Below are 20,407 nucleotides of genomic sequence, written 5' to 3'. Positions count from 1 at the left end.
AGTCACGGCTAAGCCATTATTTAAAAATAAAATAAATGAGAAAATTAGTTTTAGTTTTATTGTTTTGTTCCGTTGCAGGTTTTGCTCAGCAAGATGCGCAGTTTACACAATATATGTATAATACCATTAATATAAATCCAGCCTACGCCGGTTCAAGAGGAGTTATAAGTGTTTTAGGACTTTACCGAACACAATGGGTTGGGTTAGACGGAGCGCCCGAAACAAGCAGTTTTTCTGTAAATACACCCGTAGGTAATAATGTAGGACTTGGTGTTTCATTAGTAAATGATAAAATTGGTCCAACAAATGAAAACAATATATCTGCAGATTTTTCGTATTCGATTCAAACATCGGCAACAGCCAAACTTTCTTTTGGTATAAAAGGATCCGCAAATGTATTCAAACTGGACCCAACAAAGTTAACTCCGGAAGATCAGGGAGATCCGCAATTTCAGGATTTCAAAAATAAATTTTCACCAAACGTTGGAGCAGGAATTTACTATCATTCAGACAAAGGATATGTTGGTTTATCCGTGCCAAATTTTATCGAAACAAATCGATATGATGATAATGAAACTGCCATTTTTAAAGAGCAGATTAATTATTATTTAATTGCGGGATATGTATTTAATCTTGATCATTATGAACAGATAAAATTCAAACCCGCAGTTTTGGCTAAAATGGTAGAAGGTTCACCGCTTCAGGTTGATGCTTCGGCAAACTTCATGTTTAATGACAAATTTGTTGTTGGTGTTTCCTACAGATGGAGCGCAGCGGTAAGTGCATTGGCAGGTTTTCAAATTACCGATAGTTTATATCTGGGATATGCCTATGATCGTGAAACAACCAAATTAGTGAATTACAATTCTGGATCACATGAAATATTCCTGCGTTTTGAGTTTTTGAATAAGTATAGCCGAATAACATCACCAAGATTTTTCTAATCATGAAAATAAAAAATATAATTTATAGCATACTAATGTCTTTTTTCTTTTTCAGCGGAATGGCACAAAAAGCACTTTTGCAAAAAGCAGAAAAACAATATAATAATTATGCGTATGCAGACGCAATTTCGATTTATGAAAAGCTTGCCGCTAAAGGATACAAAGATGAAAAAATGTTTCAGAGACTTGGTAATGCCTATTACTTTAATGCTGAATTATCAAAAGCAGTTGTTTGCTATGACGAACTTTTCTTTCTGAATCCAAAACAAGAACCGGAATATCTTTACAGATATGCACAGTCTCTTAAAGCCGTAGAAGATTATGCAAAAGCAGATAAAATGCTCGAAGAATTCAATAAGAAAGTAACGACAGATACCAGAGGAATTTTATTTGAAAATAACAGAAATTACCTGGAGCAGATTAAGTTAAACTCAGGCAGATTTGATATAGTAAATACCAATATTAATACAGAACAATCAGATTTTGGAACAGCTGTTTTAAATAATAATTTAATATTTAGCTCCGCACGTAAAATTAGAAAAGGAGAAGAAAAGACATTTCGATGGACAAATAAATCTTTTACAAATTTATATTCAGCGGCCATTCAGCCTGATGGAAATCTTTCTACTCCGGTTTTGTTAGATACACAAGTTAATTCTAAATTTAACGAATCGACCCCTGCTTTTACAAAAGATGGCAAAACCATGTATTTTACAAGAAACAACTTTTTGGATGGAAAGCGAGGAAAAGATGACAAGAATATTACATTGCTAAAATTGTATAAAGCCAGTTTTGTAAATGGAAAATGGGATAATATTCAGGAATTGCCATTTAACAGCGACGCCTTTAGTACAGCACATCCGGCATTAAGTTTAGATGAAAAGAAATTGTTTTTCTCATCAGATATGCCCGGAAGTTTAGGTCAGTCGGATTTATACAGCGTCACGATTAATGCTGACGGAACATTTGGAAAACCTGAAAATCTAGGGACAAATATTAATACAGAAGGGAGAGAAACTTTTCCGTTTATTTCAGGCGATAATGAATTGTACTTTGCAACTGACGGACGTCCGGGACTTGGAGGACTCGACATATTTGTTTCAAAAATACTCGATAACGGAACTTTTGACAAAGTGCAGAATATTGGTGAACCAATTAATACCAAATCTGATGATTTTGCTTTTATTATTGACAGCAATACCCGTACAGGATATTTTTCTTCTAATAAAAAAGGCGGAATAGGAAATGACGATATTTATAAATTTACAGAAACAAAAAAACTGGTTTGCGAAAGAACATTAACCGGAACTATTTTTGACAGCAAAGCAAATGAAACTATAGAAGCAGCAAAAGTAACTTTGTTTGATGAAAATAATCAGGTACTTGAAGAAGTAACAACAGGAAAAGATGGAGTTTATAATTTTAAAGTAAACTGCAATAAAAAGTATTTAGTCAGAGTTGAAAGAAAACAATATCCAACAAAAGAAAATAACTTTACCGTTTCGACCAATATTGACAATAAGTTAGATTTTACTTTAGAAAAAGAAAAAATTGCGGCATTGGAAATTCCGGATATACAAGCAATCAAAGTAGGAACAGATTTAGGTAAAACATTAAATATTTCTATGATTTACTTTGATTTAGGAAAATGGAATATTACAGATAAAGCAGCAATTGAATTAGAAAAGATATTTGCCGTAATGCAGGAATATCCAAAAATGAAAATAGATATTCGCTCGCATACAGATAGCAGATCATCCGTAAAATCAAATTTAATTTTATCAGATAAAAGAGCAAAATCTATTATGGCGTGGCTTGTAAAAAAAGGTATCGCAGCAAATCGTTTAAAAGGAAAAGGTTTCGGCGAAAGCCAATTACTCAACAAATGTAAAGACGGTGTAAAATGTACAGAAGAAGAACATTTGTTAAACAGAAGAAGTGAATTTGTAATTGTATCCATGTAATATGTAATTAAGAGCTCTAAGAGCTTATGAAAGCCCAATCCTTTCGGATTGGGCTTTTTGTTTGCAACAAATGAAAAAGTTTTATTCAGTATTTAAAGATCAAAAATTTTAAAAATAAATACATGAAATTTCATTACTTGCCACAAGACAAGTTCTACAGGATTTATTGCCTGTCCCTAAAAATAATCTAATTACAGTAAATCTCCCTGTCATGGTACTGATGAAACACCTTTATCCGAATATGAGTTTATAGCGTTATATATGAAGTTGGTTAAAACAACAAAGAAAGCTGTGAAATTCGTAAAAAGGCAATCTTTCAAATATAGTAAATTGAGAAAAAGATAGCGCTTATAGGAAAATTCCTTTAAAAACAATAAATAGTTCAAAATCTAAATTCAGCATTATCAGATTGTTAAGAAAAAGTTTTGAAAAAGATTCAAAAAACTCAATAAAAATAGTTGCGAATGTCAATTAAGTGTGTACTTTTGCACCCGCTTTGAAACACAAGCGAGACTAAAAAGAAATACACGTTCGTAGACATATTGAATTGACAGCCGCTTTAACAGAGATGTTAGGGCAAAAGAATAAAGAGTAAGATAATCGAGAGATTGAAAAGAACCGATAGAGACTGATTCGAATAACAATACGATCTTGAATTATCAAGATCAACAATATACGATGAAGAGTTTGATCCTGGCTCAGGATGAACGCTAGCGGCAGGCTTAACACATGCAAGTCGAGGGGTATAGTTCTTCGGAGCTAGAGACCGGCGCACGGGTGCGTAACGCGTATGCAATCTACCTTTTACAGAGGGATAGCCCAGAGAAATTTGGATTAATACCTCATAGTATAGTACGGCCGCATGGCTGAACTATTAAAGTCACAACGGTAAAAGATGAGCATGCGTCCCATTAGCTAGTTGGTAAGGTAACGGCTTACCAAGGCAACGATGGGTAGGGGTCCTGAGAGGGAGATCCCCCACACTGGTACTGAGACACGGACCAGACTCCTACGGGAGGCAGCAGTGAGGAATATTGGACAATGGGCGCAAGCCTGATCCAGCCATGCCGCGTGCAGGATGACGGTCCTATGGATTGTAAACTGCTTTTGTACGAGAAGAAACACTGCTTCGTGAAGCAGCTTGACGGTATCGTAAGAATAAGGATCGGCTAACTCCGTGCCAGCAGCCGCGGTAATACGGAGGATCCAAGCGTTATCCGGAATCATTGGGTTTAAAGGGTCCGTAGGCGGTTTAATAAGTCAGTGGTGAAAGCCCATCGCTCAACGGTGGAACGGCCATTGATACTGTTAGACTTGAATTATTAGGAAGTAACTAGAATATGTAGTGTAGCGGTGAAATGCTTAGAGATTACATGGAATACCAATTGCGAAGGCAGGTTACTACTAATTGATTGACGCTGATGGACGAAAGCGTGGGTAGCGAACAGGATTAGATACCCTGGTAGTCCACGCCGTAAACGATGGATACTAGCTGTTGGAAGCAATTTCAGTGGCTAAGCGAAAGTGATAAGTATCCCACCTGGGGAGTACGTTCGCAAGAATGAAACTCAAAGGAATTGACGGGGGCCCGCACAAGCGGTGGAGCATGTGGTTTAATTCGATGATACGCGAGGAACCTTACCAAGGCTTAAATGTAGATTGACCGTTTTGGAAACAGAACTTTCGCAAGACAATTTACAAGGTGCTGCATGGTTGTCGTCAGCTCGTGCCGTGAGGTGTCAGGTTAAGTCCTATAACGAGCGCAACCCCTGTTGTTAGTTGCCAGCGAGTCAAGTCGGGAACTCTAACAAGACTGCCAGTGCAAACTGTGAGGAAGGTGGGGATGACGTCAAATCATCACGGCCCTTACGCCTTGGGCTACACACGTGCTACAATGGCCGGTACAGAGAGCAGCCACTGGGCGACCAGGAGCGAATCTATAAAACCGGTCACAGTTCGGATCGGAGTCTGCAACTCGACTCCGTGAAGCTGGAATCGCTAGTAATCGGATATCAGCCATGATCCGGTGAATACGTTCCCGGGCCTTGTACACACCGCCCGTCAAGCCATGGAAGCTGGGGGTGCCTGAAGTCGGTGACCGCAAGGAGCTGCCTAGGGTAAAACTGGTAACTAGGGCTAAGTCGTAACAAGGTAGCCGTACCGGAAGGTGCGGCTGGAACACCTCCTTTCTAGAGCCTTAGTGTTAGTGGAAACACACGCTGGGGAAAAAAGAAGAAGCTTTATGGGTTTTGATTTCAAGGCTATTTTACTCTTGCTGTTAGTTCAAATAATAAATTTTAAGTAAAACAGAGTCTCGTAGCTCAGCTGGTTAGAGTACTACACTGATAATGTAGGGGTCGGCAGTTCGAGTCTGCCCGGGACTACTAAAATTTAGATTTAAGATTATAGATTTTAGATTTAAAGTTAAGCTTAAAAAAGGAAATTCTGGAAGTTGGGATTCACCACAGGAAATTAGAGAAGAACTCAAGAAATCTAAAATCTGAATTCTACAATCTAAGATTGAAAAATGGGGGATTAGCTCAGCTGGCTAGAGCGCCTGCCTTGCACGCAGGAGGTCAACGGTTCGACTCCGTTATTCTCCACGATTTTAGTCATAAAGTCTAAAGTTATAAAGTCCAAAGTGATTCACTTGACGACTTTTGACTTTTGAGCTTCGACTAAATAAAGTTCATTGACATATTGAGATAAGAAAATAATAAAAAGTAGAAAGCGTTTTTTACAATTTATTGTAAAAGACAAAAAAAACGGTCATAATTGATTTTATGATTGGTACAATAAGCAAAATAAGGGCGTATGGGGGATGCCTTGGCTCTCAGAGGCGATGAAAGGCGTGATAAGCTGCGAAAAGCTGCGGGGACGGGCACACACCGATTGATCCGCAGATACCTGAATGGGGCAACCCACTATGTTGAAGACATAGTACACCGATAGGTGGGCAAACCCGCTGAACTGAAACATCTAAGTAGGCGGAGGAGAAGAAAACAAAAGTGATTCCGTAAGTAGTGGCGAGCGAACGCGGATTAGCCCAAACCAGTGTTGTTACGGCAATGCTGGGGTTGTAGGACCACGACATTTTATGCACAAGGAACCGGAAGTTGCTGGAAAGCGGCACCATAGAGGGTGATAGTCCCGTATGGGTAACAAGTGTAATAGATAGTGGTATCCTGAGTAGGGCGGGGCACGTGAAACCCTGTCTGAATTTGGCGGGACCATCCGCTAAGGCTAAATACTCCTGAGAGACCGATAGTGAACCAGTACCGTGAGGGAAAGGTGAAAAGAACCGTGAATAACGGAGTGAAATAGATCCTGAAACCATACGCTTACAAGCGGTCGGAGCCCTTTCGTGGGGTGACGGCGTGCCTTTTGCATAATGAGCCTACGAGTTAACGTTGCTGGCAAGGTTAAGTGGTTAAGCCACGGATCCGTAGCGAAAGCGAGTCTGAATAGGGCGCTTTAGTCAGTAGTGTTAGACGCGAAACCGTGTGATCTACCCATGGGCAGGTTGAAGCTGTGGTAACACACAGTGGAGGACCGAACCGGTTGACGTTGAAAAGTCTTCGGATGACCTGTGGGTAGGGGTGAAAGGCCAATCAAACTCGGAAATAGCTCGTACTCCCCGAAATGCATTTAGGTGCAGCGCTGTGCATAAAGTTATATAGAGGTAGAGCTACTGATTGGATGCGGGGGCTTCACCGCCTACCAATTCCTGACAAACTCCGAATGCTATATAATGTTTCACAGCAGTGAGGGCTTGGGTGCTAAGGTCCAAGTCCGAGAGGGAAAGAACCCAGACCATCAGCTAAGGTCCCCAAATATACGCTAAGTTGAAAGAACGAGGTTTGTCTGCCCAGACAGCTAGGATGTTGGCTTGGAAGCAGCCATTCATTTAAAGAGTGCGTAACAGCTCACTAGTCGAGCGGACGAGCATGGATAATAATCGGGCATAAGCGTATTACCGAAGCTATGGATTTACAGTTTACTGTAAGTGGTAGGGGAGCATTCTAACAGGGTTGAAGGTGTATCGTCAGGTATGCTGGACTGGTTAGAAAAGAAAATGTAGGCATAAGTAACGATAATGCGGGCGAGAAACCCGCACACCGAAAAACTAAGGTTTCCACAGCTATGCTAATCAGCTGTGGGTTAGTCTGGTCCTAAGGCGAACCCGAAAGGGACAGTCGATGGCTAACGGGTTAATATTCCCGTACTACTAATTACTGTGATGGGGTGACGGAGTGATGAAAGCGCCGCGAACTGACGGAATAGTTCGTTGAAGTACCTACCTATAAGATGCGCAGGCAAATCCACGCGTCTTGGGGAAATACGATAGTACTCGGAGTCTTCGGACAAAGAGATAGTGCGCCTAAGGGCTTCCAAGAAAAACCTCTAAACTTCAGGTAATTAGTACCAGTACCGTAAACCGACACAGGTAGTTGAGGAGAGAATCCTAAGGTGCTCGAGAGATTCATGGCTAAGGAATTAGGCAAAATAGACCTGTAACTTCGGGAGAAAGGTCGCCCCCAGCAATGGGGGCCGCAGTGAAGAGGTCCAGGCGACTGTTTATCAAAAACACAGGGCTCTGCAAAATCGTAAGATGAAGTATAGGGCCTGACACCTGCCCGGTGCTGGAAGGTTAAGAGGAGATGTTATCTTCGGAGAAGCATTGAATTGAAGCCCCAGTAAACGGCGGCCGTAACTATAACGGTCCTAAGGTAGCGAAATTCCTTGTCGGGTAAGTTCCGACCTGCACGAATGGTGTAACGATCTGGACACTGTCTCAGCCATGAGCTCGGTGAAATTGTAGTAACGGTGAAGATGCCGTTTACCCGCAGTGGGACGAAAAGACCCTGTGCACCTTTACTATAGCTTAGTATTGACCTTGGATAAATGATGTGTAGGATAGGTTGGAGACTGTGAAGTGGCGTCGCCAGGCGTTGTGGAGTCATTGTTGAAATACAACCCTTTGTTTATCTGAGGCCTAACCCCATATTGTGGGGGACATTGCTTGGTGGGTAGTTTGACTGGGGTGGTCGCCTCCAAAAGAGTAACGGAGGCTTCTAAAGGTTCCCTCAGTACGCTTGGTAACCGTGCGTAGAGTGCAATGGCATAAGGGAGCTTGACTGAGAGACATACAGGTCGATCAGGTACGAAAGTAGAGCATAGTGATCCGGTGGTTCCGCATGGAAGGGCCATCGCTCAAAGGATAAAAGGTACGCCGGGGATAACAGGCTGATCTCCCCCAAGAGCTCATATCGACGGGGGGGTTTGGCACCTCGATGTCGGCTCGTCACATCCTGGGGCTGGAGAAGGTCCCAAGGGTTGGGCTGTTCGCCCATTAAAGTGGCACGCGAGCTGGGTTCAGAACGTCGTGAGACAGTTCGGTCTCTATCTACTGTGGGCGTTAGAAATTTGAGTGGATCTGATTCTAGTACGAGAGGACCGAATTGGACAAACCTCTAGTGTATCTGTTGTCCCGCCAGGGGCACCGCAGAGTAGCTACGTTTGGAAGGGATAAGCGCTGAAAGCATATAAGCGCGAAACCCACCACAAGATGAGATTTCTTTTAAGGATCGTGGAAGATGACCACGTTGATAGGCTATAGATGTAAAGGCAGTAATGTCATAGTCGAGTAGTACTAATAATCCGTAAGCTTATGTACACCCTTTTCCTCCCGAGCAATCGGGAGGGAGAAACTTTCTAAAACTAAAATACTTTCTTTATCTCAGTATGTTAAGATATTTGCCCGTCGCGGGCAGTCTTTAAGTCGAAAGATTAAAGTCGAAAGTCGAAAGACCTGCCACTTTATGACCTTGGACTTTGGACGAACAACCTTAAGGTGGTTATTGCGGCGGGGCTCACCTCTTCCCATCCCGAACAGAGTAGTTAAGCCCGCCTGCGCAGATGGTACTGCAGTTTTGTGGGAGAGTATGTCGTCGCCTTTCTTTTGAAAAACCCTGTTTCTAACGAAATGGGGTTTTTTATTCTTTTTTTTGCTTATTTAACTATAAGTAAATAAGGTACCTTAGCTCAGATGGTAGAGCAATGGACTGAAAATCCATGTGTCCCTGGTTCGATCCCTGGAGGTACCACATAATGCTCGGATGGTGAAATTGGTAGACACGCTGGACTTAAAATCCAGTGAACAGCAATGTTCGTGCGGGTTCAAGTCCCGCTCTGAGTACTAAAACTTCAATTGGCTTTGCTAATTGAAGTTTTTTTTTGCAGTAAAACGAAAGTTTTTTATTCAATTTAGAAAAAGCCATTTTCATCAGGCTTTTAGCGAGAGTTTGCATTAGAACTAACTATTGCAAATGTATCTGCTTTGTCCTGTTTTGTGTGTGAAATCCTTTAATCAAAAAAGTTTATCCCACGGATTATCAGTTCTAAAAGGAACAGCAGGAAATCCTTCCTTATTAATGAAATTGGATTGAGCACCTTCATTCCAGCCAAAACGAGCCGAAACGGGATACGGAACTTGAGGCGATGAAAGAATTATTTTGTTATCTTTTATTTCTGCTTTTGCCAGAGTAAATTTCCCATCCTTTCCGGCTATGCTAAACCAGTCAAGGGGTTTTCCGTCACGGCTTGTCAAACCGGTTCCCGTGTTAGTGAAAGTGATAGAAATGGTGTGGTTCACTGTCTTCATTTTTTTATAGACAGGTCCGGAACAAACGACGTCTTTTTGTCCATATGCTTTATTTGCGGCAACAAGACTCAATCGTCGACCCACTTCCCATTTATATCCCGGGTGGAGATCAGCAATACTATCAACTAAATTGGTAATGGCGATTGTGCTGGTGTTTTTCAAATGAAGAGCCAGCTGCTGTGCCTCCCAAAATTCGGGAAGATTTTCAACATTGTGACCACTATTATCTTTGGCAGTGGAATAAGCGTAGGGAGCAATTTGAACAAAATAAAAAGGGAGTTTTTTGTCGTTCCAGTCGTTTCGCCAACTCTCAATAAGTGTTTTAAACTTGTAGGCATAACGAATATTTTCATTCAAAAAACAATTAGATTCTCCTTGATACCATAGAAATCCCTTCAATGAAAAAGGAATTAGTGGCTGTATCATCGTGTTGTAGAATTTACCGGGATCTCCACCATCAGTGCTGAGTTTATCCAGTGTTTTGCCATTTTTCATTTTAGGAAATAATTCCATTTTCGAAGCCTCAATCCAGGGTTCAATTCTACTGCCGGGAACAGCGGCAGAAATCATTCCGATTGGCACGTGTAATTTGGAATACAGATCTTTTGCAAAATAATAACCCACAGCAGAAAAATCAACTAGCGGTTTTCCCATTGCCGAATCCCAGCCCAGATGTTCAGGGCTTGGATCCATATATTTTCGGCGGTCCAGAAAAATGCGAATATTAGGATTATTTGCGGTATTCAAATCATCTTCCGGAGGTTTGTTTCCCTTCACAGCCGTTGCAAATTTACTGTATTTGCGCATAGCATATTCCATGTTTGATTGACCTGAACAAAGCCAAACTTCACCAATAAGTATATTTTTTAAAACTATTGTATTAGTTCCTTTAACAGTCATTTCGCGTGGCGTAAATGATGCTTTCATGGGATTGAGTTTAACCGACCATTTGCCAGAATTGTCAGCATACGTTGTCTTGTTTTGTCCTGCGAAATCTACTGATACTTTCTCACCCGGACTCGCGGTTCCCCAAATAGGCACCTCTTTTTGTTGCTGTAAAACCATGTTGTGTCCCAGTATTTTAGGGAGTGTAACTTGACTAAAAAGATTAAAATTAGATAGAAGCAAAATGCTTATGAATAGGAAAGTCAATTTATTGGAAGACATATTTTCTGTTTTAGTATTGTGTCGAAAAGTATCCTATTATTTAACTAATAGTTTATAATGGAGAATTTCAAAAATAAAGAAATACAGTTGCGGATCTATCCTGTTGTGTCCTGAGCGTTTTTTTGCGGAAAATCAGGAAACTCCTCTGTTAAATCCTATATTTTCTCTGTAGAACTGTGGCGATATATCTGTTTTGCCCTTAAATACCCTGCTAAAATAATATTCGTCCTCATAACCAAGCTCATAGGCAATCTCTTTAACTGTTTTATCGGTAAGATATAATTCTCTTTTTGCCTCAACAATAATTCGCTCAGTAATAAGATCTGAAAGCGTCATGTTGAAATGATTTTTTGTAACTCGAGATAATGCAATGGGAGTTACATGAAGCATTTCAGCGTAATCACTTGCAGAATGCTTCATTCTGAAATTTTCCTCAATTGCATTTCTTAGATTTTGTACAATCGTTAGTTGTTTTGCACCAACTAACTTAGTCTCATGAACAGACTGCTGTTCAAGTTTTATTCTGGTGGCAAAAACTAAAAATATTTTCAGATAAGAAATTAGAACTTCATCTTTTCTCAACGCTTCCATTTTTAGCTCATTGACTATCTCTTTGACAATGTTCATCAACGTATTTTTATTATTCTGGTCAAGGTATATAAAAGGCTGCTCATAGATATTATTGAACAAAATGCCGTTTGCAGCTATTTCTTTGTGATGTCTGTAAATGCAAAAGAAATCGTGATGAAACTGAATGCAGACACCAGCGATTGATCCTTCAGAAGCAAGCATAAAGGGTTGGTAAGGATAAAATGCAAACATCGTATTTTCTTCAAAAACATATTCAGAAAGATCAACTTTAGCTAATCCCTGACCAGAAGTAATGATAATTACAGTGAAATAATTGTTGCGTTGAATATGATCAAAATAACTGCTGTTATCGAACTCGAAAACTTTGAATGACAAGTTCCCGTTCTGTTGATTAATAAGTGTGTAAACGGACTGTGAAAACATAGTATTTATGATTTACTTAATGATTCTAAAAATCGAGCAGTAAGCGCATTACATTCGTCAAGACATATACCGCTGACAATTTTTGGTTTATTTCCCCATTTTGGTACATCTTCGGTTTCAAGCACCTTAAACTTTGATGTCAATCCGCCAACCAATGGTACAGCAGAGCCATACACGATTTCGGATATCCTGTGATGTCGTATCAGATAAGAACACATTATACAAGGTTCATGTGTGGTATACATTCTTGCAAGATGCAAATTATCTGAATGTCCGTTTTTTAGGGCATCCCGAACTGCCATTATCTCAGCATGATTTGTAATATCTCCGGTTGATTTCCCAGATTCTATACCTTCCCCTATTATTTTTCCATCTAAAACAATTAGAGCCCCTACGGGTGGATTACCAGTTTCTAAGGCCGTTTCGGCAAGAGCAAGACATTGTTTCATGTAATATTGAAAATCGTCTTTCATAATTTAATCCCATTTACTTTTACAAATAGTCTTCTTTAAAAACTATGCTAAAATACTTTAAAAATGTACAAGCGTTTTAACAGCAGAATATAAATAAAAAAGTTGAATTTGATTTAAATGATTACTGTATAATTATTTATTACTTGTTTAAGAATATTTTTTATGACCTCCAAAAAAAAGAACTGCCCTTTTTATAAAATAAAGGGCAGTTAAAACCAGATTAGAAAATTAAAATACTGTAACCTTCGTCTCTTAGATTAAGAAAACTTGGTAATCCGGGAGTGCCAGGTACTTCATTGTCGTTTAAAAGATCATAGCCAGACACTTCGGTACCAAATACTGCAACACAACCTTTAGAAAGACCATGAACATGATCTTTTACTTCCTTGTAAAGTCCGTTAACCGGATGCTCCGCTTTTTCAAGCTGTTCAGGCCATCTTATACCGGTACCCTGAAAAATAATCTTTACATCTTCACCTGCATGTTTAAACTCGTATGCCGATGCTAAGGCATTAAATACACGTCCAAGAGCTTCTTCTGAACCAGCTTTGGGATCAGAAAGAATAATAATAGCTGTTTTTTTCATTTTAATAATTTTATTAATACTGCAAAGATCAGATGCAAATGTTTTGCTATTAATGGATGATTTTTACTTTGTGATGGAGGATTTTTGCATTAGTCAATTTTTATCAGGCAGTGAATTCATCTCACTATTATTGTTACTGAAACCTTTTAAAATCGAAACCGGAGAATTTGATTGAAAACGTCCATCATAATGTAAAAATCATCCATTCTTAATGAGCGATTATCGGGAGATCTTTGTATTGATATAATTAATACAAGTAAAACCCTAAAAAAGAATGAAATATGTCTGTTTCTGATTTATTTAAACCGCTCAGTTTACTGCATGGTCCGGTAATGAGAAATCGTTTCATGCTCGCGCCGCTCACTACGCAGCAAAGTCATCACGACGGAAGAGCATCGGAATATGATCAATTTTGGATGGAGCAGCTTGCGCATAGTAATTACGGATTAATACAAACAAGTGCGTCGACTGTTGAAGCCGGAGGAATTGCGTTTGAGCGTCAGCTGGGTATTCACAGCGATGATCATTTGCCGGGTCTAACCAAAATGGCAAAAGTTATCCGTGAAGGCGGGGGATTGTCTGCGGTGCAGTTACACCATGCCGGACATCGTGCCTCGCCGTTAATAGGAGGAATACCATCGCCTGCATCTGGCAATACATTAAAAGATATAAAGGCGATTACAACCGAAGAAGTAGAGCGAATCCGCGACAGCTTTATTACGGCAGCTAAAAGAGCTCAGCTTGCGGGATTTGACGGCATTTCGGTGCATGGTGCTTTTGGATGGATTCTTTCAGAATTTATGTCTCCAAATTTAAACGATCGTAAGGATAAATATGGAGGCAGTCTGGAGAACCGTGCACGATTTACGATTGAAGTCATTGAAGGAATTCGTCTTGCATGTGGTCCTGATTTTCAGATTGGCTGGAGGTTATCAATAGAACGTTATGGACTGCGTTTAGAAGAGCTGCGCGAAGTTACGGCTGATATTTTTGATCGCGAACTAATTGATTATTTGGATCTGGCTTTGTGGGATTCGGCTCAAATTGTTCGTGAAGGAACTTTTCAGGGAAAGACTATGCTTAGTATCTTTGCAGAACTTCCCAGAAAGGGAGTACGTTTAGGTGCAGCCGGAAAAATTATGAGCGCGCAGCGTGCAGGAGAGCTTTTGGATGAAGGCTGTGATTTTGTGCTTATTGCACGAGCAGCAATTCTTCAGCGCGATTTTCCTGTGCAGGTTAAATTAAATCCTGATTACGACAGTCCAAAACTTCCTGTTATAGCAGATTATCTGCGGGAGGGCGGGCTAAGTGAACGTTTTATTGAAACCATGCGAGGATGGCAGACTTTTGTAAAACCGGGATCATTGTAAAATTATGAACAATTTAAATTTTGAATTATGAATTACGGACAATTAGCTTTTACAGATGCAATAAAAAAAATGCAGGAAGAAGCGGGAAGCAGAAGTGCTTATGATCGTATGGAGAAAATGTCGGTTGTAGACGGATTAACGGAAAACGAAATTAACTTTATAGAGGAAAGAGATAGTTTTTATATGGCTAGTTTTGGAGAAAATGAATATCCATACATTCAGCATCGTGGCGGACCCGCAGGATTTATTAAAGTGATCGATAATAAAACAATTGGAATTGTTGACTTTTCAGGCAATCGGCAATACATTTCTACGGGTAATATTTCTAAGAATGAAAAAGTGGCTCTAATTATGATTTCGTATCCGCAAAGAGCCAGATTGAAAATTTATGCAAATGCGAAAATTGTCGACTTAGAAGAAAACAATGCATTATATGATCTGTTAAAACCGACAGATTATAAGTTTCGACCGGAACGAATGATGATTTTTGAAATTCAGGCTTATGACTGGAACTGCCCACAGCATATTACTCCTCGTTATACAGCCACCGAAATTGAGCAGGCACTATTGCCGCAGAAAAAGTATATTTCTGATTTGGAAAATAGGGTAAAAGAGCTTGAATTGGAATTATCCAAAAAATAAAATCTTAACTTAAAAAGTGCTTTAAATAAAAAAACCTGCAAATCTTTCGATCTGCAGGTTTTTAAAATATTCAAAAAAAAGATTAATTAATTTTTACCAAATGCGCTTCAATAGCAGCTCTGTCTGACTCGTATTGTTCAGGAAGTTTTAGGTTTTTTCCTAATTCTTCTAGACTTTCGTCAACCATAAAGCCAGGGTTTTCGGTTGCGATTTCAAACAAAACTCCTCCCGGTTCTCTAAAATAAAGAGAGTGGAAATAATTTCTGTCAATTTGTGGTGTAATAGACAATCCGTAAGCTTCGATTTTTTCACGGAAGTGCATTAAAATTTCATCGTTTTCTACACGAAAAGCAACGTGATGAACAGATCCGTTTGCTACATGACCGCGTTTTTCATCAGCCAATTCTACCAAGTCAACAATAGCTGCATTTTCTACAGTATCTGTTGCATAACGGTAACGATTTACATCTTGTTCAATCAACTTGTAACCAAATATTTCGGTTAAGATTGCGGCAGTTGCTTTTATACTGTTTAAAGTTAAAGTAATATTATGAAAACCTCTTGTTGCCACATCGGCTTTTACTTCGTCTGTTTCCCAGGGTTTTCTGTTATCGTCTGTTTTAGATTCGATTAATTCTAATTTTAATCCGTCAGGATCTAAGAAAGTAAGATACTTTTCACCGAATTTCTCAGCTGGTTTATTATAAATTACATTGTATTTTTCAAAACGTTTCTGCCAGAAATCAAGACTTCCTTTTGGAACAGAATATCCAATTTCGGTTGCCATTCCTGAACCTTTTCTTCCTTGCTGAATTCCTTCTCCCCAAGGGAAAAATGTTAAGATTGTTCCGGCACTTCCAACTTCATCACCAAAGTAAAAATGATACGTTCCCGGATCATCAAAATTTACTGTTTTTTTGATGAAACGTAATCCTAATATGTTAGCGTAAAAATTGAAATTGCGTTTTGCGTCACCTGCAATGGCAGTAATATGGTGTAAGCCTAAAATTTTATTTTCCATGGTTTTTATACATTAAATTGTTATTGATTTTCTTATACAAATTTACGTCTGTTATGCTTCTGCATCGATTAACCTAGATTAAGAAATAAAAAGCCGTCTATTTTCATTTGTCAATTAATAACCAAATAATACTCCAAGTGGATTAAGCCTCTGGTAATCTGAATCATTATTTTTTTGTAAAAACAAGTTCGTTAGCCAAATCTATTTCGTCCTGACTTATGGTATGTCCCATATTTTCGTAGATTTTTTTAGTTACAGCTGCGCCCATTTTTTTAAGAAGCGCTTCTGTTTCATTCACTCTTTCAACAGGAACATGAAAATCAGGATCACTTGTTCCGATAAAAACAGGTGTGTTTTCGAAGTTTCCTGCATAATGATTTTCATATACTTTATCGCCGATAAGTCCGCCGGTAAAAGCAACAACGCCGCCATATTTTGCAGCATTTCTAGCCGTAAATTCTAAAGCCAGACAAGCTCCCTGCGAAAATCCAAGAAAATAGATATTCTCTTTTTCGATCCCGTTTTGCTGCACTGCAACAACAACCTGATGAATAGCCTCTAATGATTTTGAAAAAGCAGGTTCATTTTCATTAACAGGCACTAAAAATGAATAAGGATACCAGGTTCTGTTTTCTGCCTGAGGTGCAATCAATGCAAAATCATCAACTTTAAGATGTTTCGCAATCGACAGAATATCATGAGCGCCAGCACCGCGTCCGTGAATCATAATCAAAGCTTTTTTAGCATTATTTAGAGACACACCGCTGGTTATAATTTCTGCATTCATATCGTTTATTTTTATAATTATTTTTTCCAGATATCCTGATATTCATCCGGATGCCTTTTAAATTGTGCGTGTACGTATGGACAAAGTGGTAAAACCATTAAATTATTGGCGCGTACATACGATGTCATTTCTTCCAGCAGTTTTTTGGCATAACCTTTTCCTTCGGCTTCCGGTTCAACGCCAGTATGGTAAACGGTTAGTAAATCGTCTTTTAAGCTTACCGTCATTTCGCCTAGTTTTTTATCATCCACATAAAGATTAAAAGCGCCATGTTTTTTCTCGTCTAATTCCAGTTTTATACTTTCCATATATTTTAATTATATTTTATTATTGTTTTTGAGCAGATAAAAGAGAACCTATATTCGTTTCTTAAAGATAGCTTATGATTTAATAAAAGCCAGAATATCGTTATTGATTGTTTCTGCTTCTGTTGTTGGCATACCGTGAGGAAATCCGGGATAAGAAATTAGTTTTCCGTTTTTCAAAAGTGCCGCCGCTTTAGGAGCCTGATTATAAGGTACTATCTGATCATCTTCTCCGTGTAATACAAGAACCGGAATATCTAAACTCTTCAAATCTTCTGTAAAATCTGATTCAGAAAACGCTTTTATTCCTTCATAATGAGCCAGAACTGAACCCATCATTCCCTGACGCCACCAATTGTGTTTTATACCTTCCTGAACTGTTTTCCCTTCGCGGTTCCATCCGTAAAATGGTATTGGAAAATCGTAAAAATACTGTGCTCTGTTAAATCCTGTACCTTGTCTTATTTCATCAAAAACAGATAACGGCACACCTTCAGGATTTGCTTCATTTTTTATCATTATTGGTGTCACGGCACTAATGATTATTGCTTTTGCAACACGTCCTTTTCCGTATTTTGCTGCATAACGAATTACTTCACCGCCTCCGGTTGAGTGACCAATATGAATGGCATCTTTTAAATCAAGCGCAGCTGTCAATTCAGCTACATCTGCTGCATACGTTTCCATATTGTTTCCCTCAGAACTTTGACCAGAACGACCGTGTCCGCGGCGATCATGTGCAATTACTCTGTATCCTTGTTTTAGAAAAAACATCATTTGCGCATCCCAGTCATCACCGGATAAAGGCCATCCATGGTGAAAAACTATTGGCTGACCTTTTCCCCAATCTTTGTAATAAATCTCTGTTCCGTCTTGTGTTTTAATTGTGCTCATTTTTTTGTGGTTTTAAATTATTAAATTTTGTTGTTAAATTTCTTTTACAAACTTACAGCAGATTCAAAAGTTTGTTGGTTAACCTAGATTAAGAAAAAAAAAATATTTGAATGCCATACATAAACCAACTAAGATACCAAAAATATAACTTATTTTAAATCAGATGTTTAATGTTTTTTGAGGTTGTTTTTATTTACGATATATCGAAAATTCATGAAGTGATTCATGACGAAATAAATCGCTGTGAGAGATTTAACGACAAACGCTGTAATAAAATGAGCTTTTGTGCGTATTATTCTTAAAATGTTAAATTACAATACTTTATGTTGATAATTTCTTTTCTTTTAACATTAATTTTATAGGAATATAATTATATTTGGGTAAAACTTATACTTTAATCCTAAAAACAGTTAATTATGAATAAAATTCTATTTTTATTTTTCTTTGCTTTATCTGGAAGTGTTTATTCTCAAATTGGTATTAATAATGTAAATCCACAAGCCGTTCTGGATATTACAGCTTCTAACGCTGCTACTCCAGCAAATATAGATGGATTATTAATTCCCAGAATAGATACATTTCCTGCGGTCAATCCCACGGCAAGCCAAAATAGTATGTTGGTTTATTTAAATGTAGCTACGGGTGCAGGATCACCATTTGGTGTAAATCCTGTGGGTTTTTATCATTGGAGTTTTTCACAGCTTAAATGGGTTGCACTTGACTCTTCAGGGTTATCCTGGTCATTAAACGGTAATAGTGCAACTATTGACGGAACAAATTTTTTAGGAACTGTTGATAATGTTCCTTTAAACTTTAGAGTAAATAATCAAAAAGCCGGAACGATAAGTACCACACATACTTTTTTTGGGTATCAGGCCGGAAACAGTAATACTGAAAATTTTAATATAGGTATAGGAGATAATGCCTTTTTTACCAATACTACCGGTTATCATAATGTTGCTGTAGGATCTAATGCGCTGTATAAAAATACGACAGGTATTGAAAATATTGCCATAGGATCGAATGCGATGCATGAAAATACGACATCATCTGCTAATACTGCTATAGGTTATGAGGCGATGTATTTAAATATCGATCACGGAGAAAATGTGGCGGTAGGATATCAGGCATTAAGAAACAATAATGAAGATTCTAATACAGCAGTAGGATACCAGTCTTTATATGCTAATACAACAGGAGATTCTAATACAGCAGTTGGGAGAGAATCACTACGAAATTCTACAACAGGAAGTGCAAATACGGCACTGGGCAGAGAATCACTGCATATGAATACTACAGGAGCAAATAATAGTGCTTTTGGTAATAATTCGCTGCGCAATAATACTGCAGGAAATGAAAATACATCGGGGGAGATTTGGCATTATTTTCTAATGATGCGGGTTCTGGCAATTCAGCTTATGGAATCAATTCTCTTTTTCATAATATTTCAGGAGATACAAATACCGGATTTGGTAAGGAAACTTTATATAATAACACAACAGGAAACCATAATGTGGCTTTGGGTTTTGCTTCATTATATTCGAATATCAGCGGAGATCAAAATATAGCCATTGGTATGGAAACCTGCAGAGATAATACTTCGGGCTTTGGCAATATTGGTATTGGTCTGGAAGCCTCGAGGATTAATACAACAGGAAATAATAATGTAGCCATTGGAAATTTTACTTTATACAATAATGTAAGCGGAAGTAATAACACAGCTCTTGGTCATCAGGCAGATGTTTCGAGTGGAAATATTACAAACTCAACTGCCTTGGGAAATGGCGCTATTGCTGACCAATCTAATAAAGTGAGAATTGGTAATGATAACGTAACCATCATTGAAGGTTTCGTGGCAATGACTGTAGCTTCTGACAGAAGATATAAAGAAGATATTGCAACAATTCCTTTAGGGCTGGATTTTATCAATCAGCTGCATCCTGTAGAATACATTAAAAAAACGAATTCTGAAAAAACAAAGGAGTGGGGATTAATCGCTCAGGAACTAAAAGAAACGCTTGATAAGGTAAACTATAAAAATGCTGCTATTATTTCAAGTGATAAATCGAAAGATAAGTTTCTATCGATTAGATACACTGATTTATTTGCTCCTATTATAAAAAGTATACAGGAATTATCAGAATCCGATAAAAAGACTGAAATTTTACAAAAAACCGTTGCTGCTCAGGAAACTAAAATAATAGAATTAAATACGAAACTTGAAGCATTAGAAAAAAAATTAAACAGTTTAATTTCTACTTCTAAGTAATTGCTGCCTATTGATAGAATCCGTCTAAGATTGTCATATTCCTTTAAATCTAAATAATAATAGATACTATATGAAAATTAGAACTTTAAAATTACTGGCTATTTTATTTTTATATACCTCTTTTAGCATTAGTGCGCCACCGGCACCACCGCCACCTGGATTGCCGCCACCGCCGGGTTCACCAATAAACAGTGAGATTTCAAAATTAATAGTAAGTGGTTTTTTGCTGGGTATTTTTTTTATTTGGAAAAGAAAAAATAATAAGGTTATTATAAAAAATTAGAAGTAACAGATAAACATTTGTTTA

15 protein-coding genes, 4 tRNA genes and 3 rRNA genes are annotated in these 20,407 nt (G+C 38.4%); 14 read left to right on the top strand and 8 right to left on the bottom strand.

Annotated features, from left to right (window positions below):
• Positions 1-35: 35 nt before the first annotated feature.
• From OLM54_RS08645 to OLM54_RS08605, 9 genes are all read left to right on the top strand, one after another.
• Positions 36-944, top strand: coding sequence for a type IX secretion system membrane protein PorP/SprF (locus OLM54_RS08645; RefSeq protein ID WP_264538184.1), 909 nt, complete (start codon positions 36-38; stop codon positions 942-944).
• A 2-nt stretch (positions 945-946) separates the two neighbouring features.
• Positions 947-2,908 (top strand): OmpA family protein, encoded by a 1,962-nt coding sequence (locus OLM54_RS08640; protein ID WP_264538183.1) that lies wholly within the window; start codon positions 947-949, stop codon positions 2,906-2,908.
• Between the two features lie 675 nt (positions 2,909-3,583).
• Positions 3,584-5,097 (top strand): 16S ribosomal RNA (locus tag OLM54_RS08635).
• Between the two features lie 121 nt (positions 5,098-5,218).
• Positions 5,219-5,292: transfer RNA gene (locus tag OLM54_RS08630), tRNA-Ile, on the top strand.
• Positions 5,293-5,437: 145 nt separating this feature from the next.
• Positions 5,438-5,511: transfer RNA gene (locus tag OLM54_RS08625), tRNA-Ala, on the top strand.
• 190 nt (positions 5,512-5,701) lie between these two features.
• Positions 5,702-8,585 (top strand): 23S ribosomal RNA (locus tag OLM54_RS08620).
• A gap of 173 nt (positions 8,586-8,758) precedes the next feature.
• Positions 8,759-8,868 (top strand): 5S ribosomal RNA (gene rrf, locus OLM54_RS08615).
• Together the 16S, 23S and 5S rRNA genes with 4 tRNA genes alongside form the textbook arrangement of a ribosomal RNA operon.
• Before the next feature lie 74 nt (positions 8,869-8,942).
• Positions 8,943-9,015, top strand: a tRNA-Phe gene (locus OLM54_RS08610).
• 6 nt (positions 9,016-9,021) lie between these two features.
• Positions 9,022-9,107 (top strand) — tRNA-Leu (locus OLM54_RS08605).
• A gap of 171 nt (positions 9,108-9,278) precedes the next feature.
• Here the strand turns inward: OLM54_RS08605 and OLM54_RS08600 are convergent.
• From OLM54_RS08600 to OLM54_RS08585, 4 genes are all read right to left on the bottom strand, one after another.
• On the bottom strand, positions 9,279-10,637 hold the full coding sequence (locus OLM54_RS08600; protein WP_264538182.1) for a sialate O-acetylesterase: 1,359 nt from the start codon (positions 10,635-10,637) through the stop codon (positions 9,279-9,281).
• Positions 10,638-10,871: 234 nt separating this feature from the next.
• The gene (locus OLM54_RS08595) at positions 10,872-11,753 is read right to left on the bottom strand and encodes a helix-turn-helix domain-containing protein (RefSeq protein ID WP_264538181.1); all 882 of its coding nucleotides are present in this window, start codon (positions 11,751-11,753) and stop codon (positions 10,872-10,874) included.
• Positions 11,754-11,758: 5 nt separating this feature from the next.
• Entirely contained in the window at positions 11,759-12,202 is a 444-nt protein-coding gene (locus tag OLM54_RS08590) for a nucleoside deaminase (RefSeq protein WP_264538180.1), read from the bottom strand.
• Between the two features lie 244 nt (positions 12,203-12,446).
• Entirely contained in the window at positions 12,447-12,812 is a 366-nt protein-coding gene (locus tag OLM54_RS08585) for a DsrE family protein (protein ID WP_264538179.1), read from the bottom strand.
• A 281-nt stretch (positions 12,813-13,093) separates the two neighbouring features.
• On the opposite strand from OLM54_RS08585, the gene OLM54_RS08580 reads away from it, so the two are divergent.
• Positions 13,094-14,182 carry an NADH:flavin oxidoreductase gene (locus OLM54_RS08580; RefSeq protein ID WP_264538178.1) on the top strand — a complete coding sequence of 363 codons (1,089 nt, stop codon included), beginning with the start codon at positions 13,094-13,096 and terminating at the stop codon, positions 14,180-14,182.
• A gap of 27 nt (positions 14,183-14,209) precedes the next feature.
• Positions 14,210-14,824 carry a pyridoxamine 5'-phosphate oxidase family protein gene (locus OLM54_RS08575; RefSeq protein ID WP_264538177.1) on the top strand — a complete coding sequence of 205 codons (615 nt, stop codon included), beginning with the start codon at positions 14,210-14,212 and terminating at the stop codon, positions 14,822-14,824.
• 82 nt (positions 14,825-14,906) lie between these two features.
• Here OLM54_RS08575 and OLM54_RS08570 read toward each other — a convergent pair whose 3' ends face one another.
• The 4 genes from OLM54_RS08570 to OLM54_RS08555 all read right to left on the bottom strand — a co-directional run bounded on the left by OLM54_RS08570 (position 14,907) and on the right by OLM54_RS08555 (position 17,831).
• The gene (locus OLM54_RS08570) at positions 14,907-15,845 is read right to left on the bottom strand and encodes a ring-cleaving dioxygenase (protein WP_264538176.1); all 939 of its coding nucleotides are present in this window, start codon (positions 15,843-15,845) and stop codon (positions 14,907-14,909) included.
• Between the two features lie 166 nt (positions 15,846-16,011).
• A complete protein-coding gene (locus OLM54_RS08565) occupies positions 16,012-16,632 on the bottom strand; it encodes an alpha/beta hydrolase (protein ID WP_264538175.1) in 621 nt (206 codons plus the stop codon).
• Positions 16,633-16,649: 17 nt separating this feature from the next.
• Positions 16,650-16,940: a GNAT family N-acetyltransferase gene (locus OLM54_RS08560; protein ID WP_264538174.1), complete on the bottom strand. Its 291-nt coding sequence runs from the start codon at positions 16,938-16,940 to the stop codon at positions 16,650-16,652.
• 72 nt (positions 16,941-17,012) lie between these two features.
• Positions 17,013-17,831: an alpha/beta fold hydrolase gene (locus tag OLM54_RS08555; protein ID WP_264538173.1), complete on the bottom strand. Its 819-nt coding sequence runs from the start codon at positions 17,829-17,831 to the stop codon at positions 17,013-17,015.
• Positions 17,832-18,247: 416 nt separating this feature from the next.
• Here OLM54_RS08555 and OLM54_RS08550 point away from each other — a divergent pair, with 416 nt between their 5' ends.
• The 3 genes from OLM54_RS08550 to OLM54_RS08540 all read left to right on the top strand — a co-directional run bounded on the left by OLM54_RS08550 (position 18,248) and on the right by OLM54_RS08540 (position 20,383).
• Positions 18,248-19,399, top strand: a complete 1,152-nt coding sequence (locus tag OLM54_RS08550) for a hypothetical protein (RefSeq protein WP_264538172.1) — start codon at positions 18,248-18,250, stop codon at positions 19,397-19,399.
• Positions 19,345-20,100: a tail fiber domain-containing protein gene (locus tag OLM54_RS08545; protein ID WP_264538171.1), complete on the top strand. Its 756-nt coding sequence runs from the start codon at positions 19,345-19,347 to the stop codon at positions 20,098-20,100. Before OLM54_RS08550 ends, OLM54_RS08545 begins: the two co-directional genes overlap by 55 nt.
• A gap of 70 nt (positions 20,101-20,170) precedes the next feature.
• On the top strand, positions 20,171-20,383 hold the full coding sequence (locus OLM54_RS08540) for a hypothetical protein (protein ID WP_264538170.1): 213 nt from the start codon (positions 20,171-20,173) through the stop codon (positions 20,381-20,383).
• Positions 20,384-20,407: the final 24 nt, after the last annotated feature.

Origin of the sequence: Flavobacterium sp. N1736, assembly GCF_025947065.1 — a bacterium.
Classification (GTDB): Bacteria; Bacteroidota; Bacteroidia; order Flavobacteriales; family Flavobacteriaceae; genus Flavobacterium.
This window is presented reverse-complemented; position numbering and strand designations above follow the sequence as displayed.